Consider the following 12,449-nt stretch of genomic DNA (forward strand, 5'->3'; position numbering starts at 1 on the left):
AGCGTCAGTCGCGAATTGTTTCATTTTCTTGATGCAGTCGTGTGGTGTTGCGTGAGGTGCGGTGCGTTGTGCCACCCACGATTTCCAGGCCACTCCAGTTCGTCGAGGTACAGGTTCCGCCTCCACGCGGAAGCGATCAATCTCGACGGAGCGCGGCTCAGCCTTCATGCGTTCCGCTAGCCGGAATCAACATCGCCGTTGAAGGAGCTTTGCGATCGTTGGCGACCCTTGCGAACAGGGCACAGACGAGCGTGATGCCGGCCGCAATCATTGCGAAGATGGCCACGGGTGTGTAGTCGCCGTACTTCGCGAGCAGCGCCGTCGCGATTAGCGGCGTCGGCGCACCGGCAACCAATGCGCCCAATTGGAACCCAATCGTCACTCCGCTATAACGCACCTCGGGGCTGAACATTTCGGCGAACCAGGCGGCCATCGGCGAGAACACAGCAGCGTGAGCAATCGTGAGCACCATGATTTGCGCAAGCAGGATCATCGTCGGGTTCCCAGTTCCTATCATGTGGAAGAACGGGAAGGGCGCCACCACCGCAATCGATGCGCCAAAGACTACCACCTGCTTTCGACCAGACTTGTCAGATAACGCGCCGAAAAGTGGATTCGTCAGCAGTTCAAGCGCAGCGGCAATTAGAATCGCGACAAGCACCGTCTTCCGCGGCAGGCCAAGATGGCTTGTCATGTACGTCAGGCCGAAGGTGGTAAATACGTAGTACAAAATATTGTCCGCAAATCGGAGTCCCGCAGACATCAGGATCGCCCTTGGGAACCGGCGAACCGCCTCTACGATAGGCAGTTTGACGGTTGCATCGGTGTCAAGTACCTTCTTGAAAGCGGGCGGCTCTTCGATGCGGAGTCGGATCACGAGACCGACAGCGACAAGGACAGCACTGAACAGGAACGGAATACGCCAACCCCACGCCAGAAACTCCGCTTCAGGCAGGCGACTTGCCAGTTCCATTCCGCCCACTGCCATACACAGCCCTGCGGGAAGACCCATCTGGGGGAAGCTGCCATAGAGGCCACGTCGGTTCGGGTTTGCGTGCTCGACGGCGATCAGCGCGGCCCCGCCCCATTCTCCGCCTACGGCCAAGCCTTGCACGATGCGCAGCAGGATCAGAAGGATCGGCGCAGCGAGTCCGATGCTGTTGTAAGCCGGCACAAGACCGATGAGCGTGGTCGAAAAGCCCATTGCGAGCAGCGTCGTGACCAGCACGAACTTGCGCCCGACACGGTCGCCGAGATGGCCCGCGACGATGCCGCCGAATGGCCGGGCGATGAAACCGACCGCGAACGTACCGAACGCCAGCAGCGTCCCGGTCAATGGATCTCCACCGGGGAAATACAGCTTGCCAAAAACAAGTGCCGAGGTGATCCCGTAAAGAAAGAAGTCAAACCACTCAATGGCACTTCCAATAAAACTGGCGGTCGCAATCGTCAGCATCTTCGGTAACGAATGCCCTGCCGCAGTCGAGTGCTTGGTATCCAAACCTGTCTCCTAATGCATAGGTATGCAAAGTTTCGTGAATTTATCTACAGCCCATATCGTGCGGATGTCGACCACGCGTAAGGCGGATCGGGCAGCTGCTTGCCACCGCGGATGATGAACTTGGGAACGAATTCAAGCAGGCCGGTCTCGATGCGGTCTTCTGGAATGCCCGCGAAATCGCTGAAAATGGCGCTCACTTTTTTGACAAGAGTGAGCTTCGCTTCGTCGGATCGACCGGCGCGAATGTTACACATGATGAGCGTGTCGCCGCCCGGTTCTCCACCTATGTAGCTGCTTTCGGACGCCAGGTCATTAAAGATTACGCTGATGATTTCGAGCGGGGATTTGATGGTCTCGTTGACGGCGATGGTGATCGCCTTCGCGATCTTCCGCTTGACAGCGACATCCAGTCCTGCGCGAGTGTTGCAAACGATGATGGGCATTTCCGAGAGCTCCTGGAGAGGCGAATCAGGTTATGGGTTGTGTCCGGACTGAATACGTATGCAGCTTACGAAAAACTGCATGGACCGGACAGCATCGCGTTAATTTTCGGTTGCATATACATCTATATGGACGTAAGGTGACAGTGCGACGCGGGTGGCCCCAACAAGGCGCAATGTCTCGTCTGCTACCACTTCTGATGCGCTCACCCCTGACTGTAACGGCTAGATTCAATCGTGGAGAGATGTACCTACAACTGATGTATATGCATCAGTCTAGTGAAGATGGACAGGTTTGAAACCTAGTGAGAACCCTACGGACCCTCGATGCCCCTGTCATAAAGTCTGAATGGGCGCGGAGTCCGATTTTAGATCTAACTTCAAACCGGTCACCGGTTCTACACGTCGCTGTCGAGAGGTGATACGATAGTTGCATATACACTGCTCGTCTATCCGGAGGACCGTCGATGTTCACTGAATGCTATTGCACCCAGTTCAGGCGCTCGGCGAACGCCCTGACGAGCATTTACGACGACGCTTTGCGCCCGGTGGGTCTGAAGATCACGCAGCTCACCCTGTTGCGTGGTCTCGACCGCCTCGGCTCGGCAACCTACAACGAGATTGCGACTGAGTTGTCGCTCGACAAGACGACAATCTCGCGCAACATCAAGTTGCTAATCGATGCGGGATGGGTTGAGGTATCGAGCGATGAGGATGCGCGCTATAAGCTGGCGAAGCTTAGCCCCGCCGGTGCCCGTGTATTGAAAAAGGCTGAGCCGCACTGGCGCGCGGCGCAGACCCAAGTCGAGAAGGAACTCAAGAAATATTTGAAGGGACCTGCCAAGGACGTGCTTCTGGAAGCACTGGAGACACTGCAGCAGTTTGGCGGCGAACGATAGGCTGCCGTCGCCCGGAGAAGCGGAGCACGAATTGCTCCGCTTTTTTTCTTTTGCCTGGGCGTTATGCCTTCCCGGTGAGGTTGTAACACGGAGCAGGCTTGGCGTTTTAAAATTTGGGCGTCATCGCGCGCCGATCTTGCCTTCGCGACCTGCATGCGCAGTTCGGGTGTTCGTCCCCTTCGAATGTCACACATCATCACGGCGGCGGAAACGGGTTCTCCGTCCACGATTCTCCAGACGCCGCCATTGCCCACTTCTCGAATGGCGATGCTGATGCGTCGTATGTCTACCTTCATCATGTCGGCATACGTCGACGCCATTTTCTGCGCAAGCGCTTTCTTGGCCTCTACCGGATACGTGCCGGTCACGTCCAACTGCAGATACAGCATGCGGAACTCCTGAAGCAAAGCGGACGGCGGCCGTAGCGCTCACTACGCCCGCTGTCTTCACACGTTCACTTTAGATAGTTGATCTGGCTACGCCAGCAAAGAGACTCTCAGCGACTGCCCTGAATTTGTTGCACCGCGCTACGTAGATCGTCAGAAAGCGGGACCGGCCGGCGAGTGATACGGTCGACGTAGGCGTGAACGAAGGTGCCATGCGCGAACGACTGATTACTGTCGTTTCTGAACAGGCTGATCTCATAGGTTACGCTGGTTGTACCCACTCTGCTTACGGACAGTCCACAGGTGACGAGGTCTGGAAAGACGACCTCGTCAAAGTACTCGCAGCTCGTGTGCACGACCAAACCGACAGCCTCACCGCGAACCGGGTCCAGGAGACCTCGTTCGACGAGCCATCCATTGACTGCAGTGTCAAACCACGTGTAGTGAACAGCGTTATTCACGTGCCCGTAGATGTCGATGTCTTTCCACTGGGTATTAACCTGGCAGAACCAGTGAAAGTCGGTTCGCGGCCGCGGCTTGGTCCGTGTCATGAGCGTTTCCTTATCGGCAATCAGGCCGGGACGGCGGTACCGTAAGGCACGTCGCGGTTGCCGAAGCGACGCACGCGGATGTTGGCTTGCTCACCGTGGGCGATCATGCCCTCGATGGCGCAGAGCCGAGAGCAGTACGAACCAATCAAAGCGCTCGCTTCATCCGTCAGGACCTTCTGATACGTGCAGGTCTTGATGAACTTGCCGACCCAGAGGCCGCCCGTGTAGCGCGCGGCCTTGCCGGTCGGCAGCGTGTGGTTCGTGCCGATGACCTTGTCGCCGTAGGCGACGTTGGTGCGCGCACCAAGGAAAAGCGCACCGTAGTTCTTCATCCTCTTCAGGAAGTAGTCCGGGTCGCGCGTCATCACCTGGACGTGCTCGGACGCGATGCGATCGGCTTCCGACACCATCTCCTCGAGCGTGTCCACCACGATCACTTCACCATAGTCGCGCCAAGAAACGCCCGCCGTGTTCGCCGTAGGCAGGATCTTCAGCAGGCGCTCAACTTCAGCGATGGTGTCCTTGGCCAACTGCAGCGAGTTGGTGAGAAGAACAGCGGGGGTATTGAAGCCATGCTCTGCCTGACCCATAAGGTCCGTCGCGCAAATTTCTGCATCGACGCTGTCGTCGGCGATGATCAGCGTTTCCGACGGTCCTGCGATGAGGTCGATGCCGATGCGACCGAACAGTTGACGCTTCGCTTCCGCGACGAACGCGTTGCCCGGTCCGACCACCATTGCAACCGGATCGATCGTCTGCGTGCCGAGCGCCATCGCAGCGATGGCCTGAACACCACCGAACGTGTAAATCTCGTCAGCACCGCCGAGATGCATGGCGGCGACCACAGCCGGGTTGGGTTTGCCACCGACCGGCGGCGATGCGGTGATGATGCGCGGGACGCCTGCAACCTTGGCCGTTACGACGCCCATGTGTGCCGAGGCAACCAGCGGAAACTTCCCGCCGGGAACGTAACACGCCACGCTCTCGACCGGCATGTTCTTGTGACCAAGGACCACGCCCGGCAGCGTTTCCACCTCGATGTCGCGAAGCGAGTCGCGTTGCGCCTGGGCGAAGTTGCGCACCTGCGCTTGCGCGAACTTGATGTCTTCGAGCTGACGCTGAGACAGCGAGCGAACACAGCTTGCAATCTCGTCTTCCGACAGTCGGAAGCTTTCAGGCGACCAGTTGTCGAATTTCGCCGAGAGTTCAGCGACCGCTGCGTCGCCGCGCGATGCTACGTCGGCGAGGATGCCCGTGACCACGTCGCGAACCTTCGCGGCGTCTTGCGAGGACTCTTCGGCGCTACGACCGTGCTTCAAGAATTGGATTGCCATTTGCATTTCCTTTTTGCAGGGGGGTGATCGGTAGCAGCGTGCTGTCTGAACTTGGGTAGTCTGCTGCGTTGATGCAAATGTAGCGCAAATTTTTCTGCAAACTCTGCGCAAATGCTCCATACTTACCCTAGCGGCCAGCATCCTTAGCGTGAAGTAACCTGTCTGCACCACCCCGGCAATGCAAATTTATGCAAACTAACGCGCGTTCGATTGTTCGCTCAAAGTCTTCAAAAGTCCGGCTTGAAGATGTTGCCGAGCGCCTTGGCATCTCGGTGTCCACTGTGTCTCGTTCCTTGACGGGGCACCCAGCCATCAGTAGCGACACCCGTAGCGCCGTGCAAGCGGTCGCTGCCGAAATGGGATACAGGATTCCGTCCCAAGGTCGACCCACGCGTAAGTCGGCAACGAAGCTGATCGGCGTGGTTGTCGGAGCGTTGCATAACCGGTTTATGACGTTGTTGCTGACGCATCTACATGACGCTCTGCAGGAATTCGATTACCAGATCACGCTGATGATCGACTCGATGAACGATTCAGGAAATTTGCTCGCGTTTCGGCCTTTGATCGATGGCTATCTCGATGGAATGATCTTCGCGACCGCGACACTGGATTCACCTGTCGTGGCGGAGATGCAAAGACGAGGCATTCCCTTGGTACTCGTCGTTCGGTCCGTCGACAATGTGAGGGTCGACACGGTAGAGATTGACAATGTTCACGCTGGTGCGATCGCGGCCGAACATCTCAACCAACTCGGTCATCGCCGAATCGGGCTTGTAATGGGTCCGCAGAACACGTCGACAAGCAGAGACCGCGTCAAAGGGGCCATGCAGTGGTTAGAAGGAGCGGGCATACCGCCGACTTCGGTACCGTTGATTTTTTGTGATTACACCAGCGAAGCGGGGTATTCCAGCGCCATTGCGATGCTAAGCGAGGAGAACCGCGTCACTGGCATCGTTGCGGGCAATGACACCATCGCGCTCGGTGTGCTTGAAGCAGCAAAACGGCAGGGCATCGCAGTGCCGGGGCGGCTATCGATAATCGGCTTTGACGACATGCCGCTGGCAGGCTCGCCACTGGTCGGCCTGACATCAATCCGACAGCCTGTCGAAGCGATGGCACGAACTGCCGCGCGCCGGCTTGTGGAGCGCATCAGAGCGGGTGGAATGGGACCGCCGGTCCACGATGTTTTGCCCATTCAACTGGTGCGGCGCGATACCACGGGACCGTGTCAGTAAGTGACGCGACTCGATGACGAAGTCCTTCGAATTGCCCGGGAGCGGGCCGTCGCGCGGTGTGCCGACCATACTTATCGTGTGCGTCCGGACCGGCAACGAGGTAGACGAATCTCTCGCGAAACCCGAATGGCGCTTTACGGAGTGGACCCGTCATTCAAGTGTCCATGGGAGCGCTCGAGCGAACGTCGCTTCATGGCCGACCTCTGCCTCACGCGATCCGCATGTGCAGCACGAGCACGGCGGTCGGCACCGCGCGACCCCAAAAGCGGACAGTCTGGCGAGACCCGCTACAAACTTTTCAGAAGATTGTCGATTTTCGATCATCAGCTTCGTCGTCAGGTTATTCACACCCAAAGGATCTCCCATGAAATACCTCGGCTTGGCCTACTTCACCCCCGATAAATTCGCCGCGATGGCGCCAGACGACGTCAAGAAATTGGTGAGCCAATGCCCCGCATTGGACGACAAGATGCGGGCTACCGACAAGGTACTGATTTCCGCATCGCTTGGCGATCTGGACAACTGGAGGACGCTCCGCCCGCGCAGTGGCAAGACGCACGTCACCGATGGGCCCTATACCGAGTCGAAGGAAGTCGTGGGCGGCCTGTTCATCATCGAGGCGGATACCCATGACGAGGCGTTGCGCATCGCCTCCATGCACCCGGCGGCCACGCTGGGCGAAGAAGGTGGATGGGTCGTCGAGCTTATCCCCGTGGATTTCTACTGGTCCCGATGAGGGCTTGGACGCGTGTCTCAAATATGCGTTGGGGCTCTGTTCTCCTCAAACACCTTCACGGCTTCGTGAGTCATCGCGACGATGCTACTTCTGGGCCGAGCGGCGACGCCTGTGATCGACCCGAAGCCGCCGTTCGAGCCGCCAGGGCTTCAATGGCAGTTATCGGAGTGATCCGGCCGTCCGCGCCGGTCCCTCACGAGCAACGGTTCCACCTCTTTGTGGACGTTTGTCGATTGACGGCAAGGCGATCGTTCAACGGCCCAGGCTTACTGCTTAAACCCTGCGTGACGCAGCGCTTCCTCAGCGGCCTCGTGGTCTTGAACCGATGTTCCGCCAGAAACACCTATGCCACCCACCAGACGCCCTTCGTGGAAGATCGGTACGCCACCGCCGACCGGCGTCAGCCGCGGATGGTGCGCCAGTGGGGCAACGGTGGGCTCGGCCATGTACTGATTCCATTGGTGCGTGGCCATACCGAACGACGCGGCGGTCCATGCCTTGTCGATGGCGACATCAACGGTAAGGAACGGGGCGGTATCCGCTCGCTCGAAAGCGCGCAGGTGGCCTCCTGCATCGGTAATTGCGATCGTCGCGGCGAATCCGCGCGCTGCGCAGGCGCGGCGCGCTTCTGCCAGCAATGCTTGTGCAGCTTCCAGGCTGATCGTTGTCGTGCTGATGATTTGCGATGTCATGTTGATGCTCATTGTCAGAAGAGTTCAGCGGTTGGCGACGACGACCTTGCCGATCATATTGCCTGCCTCGACCAGCGCATGCGCCTCGATCAGACCTGCGGCGTTGATGCCGTCAATGCGTCGGGTCAGCGTGTGCTTGAGGCGGCCCAGATCGACCAGCTCCGCCGCGCGGCGCAGCAACGCGCATTGCCGTGCGAGGGTGTCGGTGGTGAACATCGCGCGGGTGAACATCAGCTCCCAGTGAATCGAGATGGATTTCCCCTTGAACGGCCCGATGTCCAGACCCACCGGGTCGTCGACGAGTGCGAACTGGCCTTCCGGGCGCAGCACGGAGGCGATTTGCGGCACATAGGCGGCGCTGTTGTTCAGCCCGGCAACGTGGGTAACGTGCTCGATGCCGAGCGCGGCCAACTGGGGTGCCCAGGCCTGATGATGATCGAGGACGTAATGTGCGCCATGGGCCAGCACCCACTCGCGGGTTTCCGGCCGCGAGGCCGTGCCGATGACGGTCATGCCAGTCAACTCGCGCGCCAGTTGGGTCAGAATCGAACCGACGCCGCCAGCCGCTCCAATGACGAGCAGCACGTTGTTGTCGGTCGGGTCCGCCGCGTGAACACGCAGACGGTCGAACAGCAGCTCCCACGCAGTGATCGTCGTCAGCGGCAACGACGCGGCCGCGGCGAAGTCCAGTGAGGTCGGCATAGGTCCGACGATGCGCTCGTCCACGGCGTGCAGTTCGCTGTTGCTGCCGGGCCGCTTGATGTCACCCGCGTACCAGACACGGTCGCCTGCCTTGAAGCGGGTTGCCCGCGGACCGGTCGCGCGGACGATTCCCGCCGCGTCCCAGCCGGCGATGCGCGCACCGCCTTCCGGAATATCTCCACCGCGCCGGATTTTGGTATCGACCGGGTTGACCGATACCGCTTTCACTTCCACCAGCAGATCGTGGTCGCGCAGCTCCGGCGTCGGCAGCTCGATATCCTGCAGCGCCTGCGGGTGGCTGACGGGATGGTTCTGATAGAAGCCAATTGCTTTCATACACGTGGTCTCCAAGGGTGATTGAGACCATGTTATCTTTCGTCGATATGCGGATAAATACCCGCCGAGCCCAAACAATTTCGGCATTTCAATGAAAATGATTCGACTCGATGACGTTCAGATCTTCGTACACACGGTGGACTACGGCAGCTTCTCGGAGGCGGCGCGCCAGTTGAATATCGCGCCCGCACACGCGAGTGCGTCAGTGCAGCGACTCGAAAAGGCGCTGGACACGCGCCTGTTCACCCGTTCGACGCGAAGCATGCAACTTTCAGACGCCGGGGAGCGATACCTGCCGCATGCGCGGGTCATGATTGGCGCGCTGGAGCAAGGCGAGCAGGCCCTGGCCGACGGCCGGGGGGCGCTGTCCGGGCCGCTGCGGCTGTCCGCTCCGTCTGACTTTGGTCGAAACCTGCTGTTACCGTGGCTGGATGAATTTCAGCACCGGCACCCTGGTTTGTCGCTGCACGTGAAAATAAGCGACCGTGCGGCCGACCTCATCCGCCAGCCGCTGGATGCGGTCGTGCGCTACGGAGCGCTGCCAGATTCGTCTCTTCTGGCCATGAAACTGGTCGACAACAATCGACGCGCATTGTGTGCCGCGCCGTCATACCTCGAACGGCATGGCGCACCGGCCAAAGTTCAGGATCTGCGGCGACACAACTGCCTTCGGTACGTCTGGAGCGAGCAGATACATGAACGCTGGCACTTTACCCCGCCTGGCGGCGAGCGCACCGTGGCCGTCACAGGCAATCGCATCAGCGACGATGCCGATGCAGTTCGTCGCTGGGCGATAGCCGGGGAAGGCCTTGTCTACAAGTCGCGGCTGGACCTCATTGACGATCTGAAGGCAGGTCGGCTGGTGGAGTTATTTCCCCCGGAGTATTGCGAGCTCGCGCCGCTGCACTTGATTTGTGCTCACCGTGCGCAACTGTCGCCGGCGATTAACGCGTTGCATGCTTTCTTGCGGGAGCGATGCGCTGCATTGCTTGCCAGCTGTCCATTGGGGGGCACTCAAGCTGTACTCGCGATTTAAATGGCCGCCTCCAGGGCGCAACGGACGTCTGAATGTTCGAACCTCTTTGACCGCGAAGGTCGTCTGTTGGCCGAGCCCGGGCCAACGCAAATGTCGGGGGGATCGCCGCGCGCAGTATTTATGCGAGTGGCATAAAGCGACCCTCAACAGCCGCTCAGGCTGTCGGGACATCAATGGCCGCTCCCGGAGTGGTTCGGACGTTCGTGGTCAAGATCCAAAGTACTTGGCTTGTAACCGCGATAAGACGCGGGTTATCACGGCTACCGCCGACCGCCCGTTCCCGGACGCACATCAGATCCAAGGTGGCTTTATTGTTTAACACCTTCCGTCTGGATATGCAGTACGGTCTTCATGCCAAAGCCGTATGACTTGCCCGAGTCCATGCCGAAGTCGGCTCGGTCGAACGTGGCCGTCGACTCAGTCCCACACACTTCGCGCTTGAGGAGCGGATTCATGAAGCATTTGAACGATTCGATCTTCAAATTCAGCGGCTTGGAAACACCGTGCATTGTCAGTGTTCCAATCACTTCGACAGGCGTGTCGCCGTCGAAGCGAATTCCTGTGCCCGTGTAAGTCGCAGCCGGGTATTTTGACGCGTCGAAAAACTCCGGGGTTTGCAGACGCTTGTTGAGTATGTCGTTGCCCGTGTCGATCGACGCAGTATCGATCGTCACGTTGACCATGCCCGTCTTCGCGGCACGGTCAAGCGTCACCACGCCGCTCGACTTCTTGAACTTGCCTCGCCACACTGAAATCCCGCCGAAGTGATCCGCTTCGAAGCTTGGGTAAGTGTGAGTCGGATCGAGCTGGTACGTCTCGGCGGCCGCCACGGCACCAGACGACACACCCGCGACCAGCGCACCCGCTACGATCAATAGTTGCTTCTTCACGCTGCGCTCCTTGATTGATGGGTGTGCCTCGCGCGCCTTCAGTGCTGCGCGGCAACGATGTGAAACTTGATGACGACGTCGTCCGCCACGACTGAGGTGTCTTTCCATTCGCCCGTGCCGATTTCGTACAGCGTGCGCTTGATCGGAAGTGAACCGTCGAACGTCTGCGTCGCACCCTGCTGCGTGATCGCGACGAGTAGCGTGACGACCTGCGATTTGCCCTTGATCGTCAGCTTGCCGGTCACCTTGTACTGGTTGCCGCCGGCAGGCGAGATGGCCGTCGAGGCAAACGTCGCTTTCGGGAACGTCGTGCTGTCAAACCATTCCTTGCCGCGCACCTGCTTGTTGTACTCAGCGTCGCCCAGGTCGTAGCTGCTCATATCGACCGACAGGTTCGTGCTGCCCGCAGTGGGCTTCGCGGGGTCGAAGGCCACTTGCGCGGTGAACTTCTTGAACGCACCGTCGACCGGCACGTTCATCTGCTTCGACGTAGCGACAACCGTGCTCTTGCTTGCGTCGACTTGCGCGAATCCGGGCAACGCGACTGCGAACAGAACGGCCGCGGCACTCGCCAGTAGCCGGCGAGAACAGCTATTCCTGAGAGTCATTCGAAGATCCAGAGTGAACGCGCCCTGAGATGGCGCTCTCATTTAAGGAAAGGAACCACGCGTGCGAGAAGCCCGTCACGTTCCACAAATTGATGCTTGAGTGCCGCCAGCACATGCGTGGCAAACAGCACGAGCAGCGTGTAGATCATGCGAGCTTCGCTGTTGCACACGAAGCGATTCGTAACAATCGCCCCTGTGCAACTGCTGGTGACGACTTGAAAACTTCTTGTGCCGGCGCCTCTGCACTAAACGCGAACCAATCCTCCATCAACAACAATGGTTTGTCCCGTGATGAAGTCAGCATCCTTCGAAGACAGGAACGAAACGATTCCAGCCAGATCCTCCGGCGTTTGCGCTCGCGGGATGGACTGCATGGAAACGATGAGCTTCGACTCCTCCTCGTAGCTCATCCCACCTGGACCCCTGCGTCCGGGCTCGAGCATCCAGGGTGTTCTCGTCAATCCAGGCGCCACGGCATTGACCGTGATGCCGGAGACACCCAGCTCGCTTGCCAATGCGCGCGTCAAGCCGATCAACCCCATCTTGCTGGCAATGTAGTGAGTGAAATCCTTTATTGGCGCGCCGAACGTATTGGACGTGATGTTGATGATGCGCCCCCATCCTTTTTTGCGCATATTTCCCACGAGTGCATGTGCCAGCCAGAATGGCGCATCCAGGTTAATGGACATCAGCAATCGATAGTCCTCCATGGTAATTTCATCGAAGGATTTGTTGGGGAGAATCCCGGCGTTATTGACCAGCACGTCGACGGAGCCGAGCTGACTTTGCACCTCCGCCGCTACGCGGTCTATGTCTGCCTTCTCGCTGAGGTCGGCGCGGAAAATATGTGCCTCCGATCCGGCTTCGTGGACGAGTTGCGCAGTAGCCTGGCAGTCGAGACGATCGAGGAGAGCAATAGTAAAACCGTCTTGAGCAAGTCTTTTCGCAAAGGCTTGACCGATACCTCGCGCTGCGCCGGTGATTAAAGCAACTTCATTCATGTCGTAGCCCTTACTAACGTTAGGATTTGGAGCGATCTGCGGACGGAGATGATCGTGACATCGTCCGCCGCTGGGTCGTTTGCGCCTGCTCGACTTAGCTAC

Annotated in this window: 13 protein-coding genes and 2 pseudogenes; 4 read left to right on the forward strand and 11 right to left on the reverse strand. The window is 58.9% G+C overall.

Annotation, left to right across the window (positions count from 1 at the left end):
- Window positions 1-157: 157 nt before the first annotated feature.
- Window positions 158-1,501 (reverse strand): MFS transporter, encoded by a 1,344-nt coding sequence (locus P3T23_RS09560; protein ID WP_429315932.1) that lies wholly within the window; start codon window positions 1,499-1,501, stop codon window positions 158-160.
- Window positions 1,502-1,545: 44 nt separating this feature from the next.
- Complete coding sequence (locus tag P3T23_RS09565) at window positions 1,546-1,944, reverse strand: tautomerase family protein (RefSeq protein ID WP_429315933.1); 399 nt, start codon at window positions 1,942-1,944, stop codon at window positions 1,546-1,548.
- Window positions 1,945-2,408: 464 nt separating this feature from the next.
- Here P3T23_RS09565 and P3T23_RS09570 point away from each other — a divergent pair, with 464 nt between their 5' ends.
- Window positions 2,409-2,840 carry a MarR family winged helix-turn-helix transcriptional regulator gene (locus P3T23_RS09570; protein ID WP_429315934.1) on the forward strand — a complete coding sequence of 144 codons (432 nt, stop codon included), beginning with the start codon at window positions 2,409-2,411 and terminating at the stop codon, window positions 2,838-2,840.
- 137 nt (window positions 2,841-2,977) lie between these two features.
- Here P3T23_RS09570 and P3T23_RS09575 read toward each other — a convergent pair.
- The 3 genes and pseudogenes from P3T23_RS09575 to hisD form a co-directional block, all read right to left on the reverse strand.
- Window positions 2,978-3,229 (reverse strand): annotated as a pseudogene (locus P3T23_RS09575) (tautomerase family protein); the annotation flags it as partial.
- Between the two features lie 107 nt (window positions 3,230-3,336).
- Window positions 3,337-3,777 (reverse strand): acyl-CoA thioesterase, encoded by a 441-nt coding sequence (locus P3T23_RS09580; RefSeq protein WP_429315935.1) that lies wholly within the window; start codon window positions 3,775-3,777, stop codon window positions 3,337-3,339.
- Between the two features lie 20 nt (window positions 3,778-3,797).
- The gene (gene hisD, locus P3T23_RS09585; protein WP_429315936.1) at window positions 3,798-5,111 is read right to left on the reverse strand and encodes a histidinol dehydrogenase; all 1,314 of its coding nucleotides are present in this window, start codon (window positions 5,109-5,111) and stop codon (window positions 3,798-3,800) included.
- A 188-nt stretch (window positions 5,112-5,299) separates the two neighbouring features.
- Between hisD and P3T23_RS09590 the strand changes: the two genes are divergently transcribed.
- Both P3T23_RS09590 and P3T23_RS09595 read left to right on the forward strand, forming a co-directional pair.
- On the forward strand, window positions 5,300-6,346 hold the full coding sequence (locus P3T23_RS09590; protein ID WP_429315937.1) for a LacI family DNA-binding transcriptional regulator: 1,047 nt from the start codon (window positions 5,300-5,302) through the stop codon (window positions 6,344-6,346).
- A 364-nt stretch (window positions 6,347-6,710) separates the two neighbouring features.
- Complete coding sequence (locus tag P3T23_RS09595; protein WP_171929655.1) at window positions 6,711-7,082, forward strand: YciI family protein; 372 nt, start codon at window positions 6,711-6,713, stop codon at window positions 7,080-7,082.
- A 266-nt stretch (window positions 7,083-7,348) separates the two neighbouring features.
- On the opposite strand, the gene P3T23_RS09600 is transcribed toward P3T23_RS09595, so the two are convergent.
- Window positions 7,349-7,786: a GlcG/HbpS family heme-binding protein gene (locus P3T23_RS09600; RefSeq protein WP_429315938.1), complete on the reverse strand. Its 438-nt coding sequence runs from the start codon at window positions 7,784-7,786 to the stop codon at window positions 7,349-7,351.
- 12 nt (window positions 7,787-7,798) lie between these two features.
- On the reverse strand, window positions 7,799-8,812 hold the full coding sequence (locus P3T23_RS09605; RefSeq protein WP_429316222.1) for a zinc-binding alcohol dehydrogenase family protein: 1,014 nt from the start codon (window positions 8,810-8,812) through the stop codon (window positions 7,799-7,801).
- Window positions 8,813-8,909: 97 nt separating this feature from the next.
- Between P3T23_RS09605 and P3T23_RS09610 the strand changes: the two genes are divergently transcribed.
- Window positions 8,910-9,848, forward strand: a complete 939-nt coding sequence (locus tag P3T23_RS09610; RefSeq protein ID WP_429316223.1) for a LysR family transcriptional regulator — start codon at window positions 8,910-8,912, stop codon at window positions 9,846-9,848.
- A 308-nt stretch (window positions 9,849-10,156) separates the two neighbouring features.
- Here the strand turns inward: P3T23_RS09610 and P3T23_RS09615 are convergent, their stop codons facing one another.
- The 4 genes and pseudogenes from P3T23_RS09615 to P3T23_RS09630 form a co-directional block, all read right to left on the reverse strand.
- Complete coding sequence (locus P3T23_RS09615) at window positions 10,157-10,738, reverse strand: YceI family protein (RefSeq protein ID WP_429315939.1); 582 nt, start codon at window positions 10,736-10,738, stop codon at window positions 10,157-10,159.
- A gap of 38 nt (window positions 10,739-10,776) precedes the next feature.
- Window positions 10,777-11,346: a YceI family protein gene (locus tag P3T23_RS09620; RefSeq protein WP_429315940.1), complete on the reverse strand. Its 570-nt coding sequence runs from the start codon at window positions 11,344-11,346 to the stop codon at window positions 10,777-10,779.
- Window positions 11,347-11,384: 38 nt separating this feature from the next.
- Window positions 11,385-11,489, reverse strand: a pseudogene (locus tag P3T23_RS09625) (cytochrome b); the annotation flags it as partial.
- Between the two features lie 102 nt (window positions 11,490-11,591).
- Window positions 11,592-12,347: an SDR family NAD(P)-dependent oxidoreductase gene (locus P3T23_RS09630; RefSeq protein ID WP_429315941.1), complete on the reverse strand. Its 756-nt coding sequence runs from the start codon at window positions 12,345-12,347 to the stop codon at window positions 11,592-11,594.
- Window positions 12,348-12,449: the final 102 nt, after the last annotated feature.

This window comes from Paraburkholderia sp. GAS448, from assembly GCF_050435685.1.
In the GTDB taxonomy this organism is placed as follows: Bacteria; Pseudomonadota; Gammaproteobacteria; order Burkholderiales; family Burkholderiaceae; genus Paraburkholderia.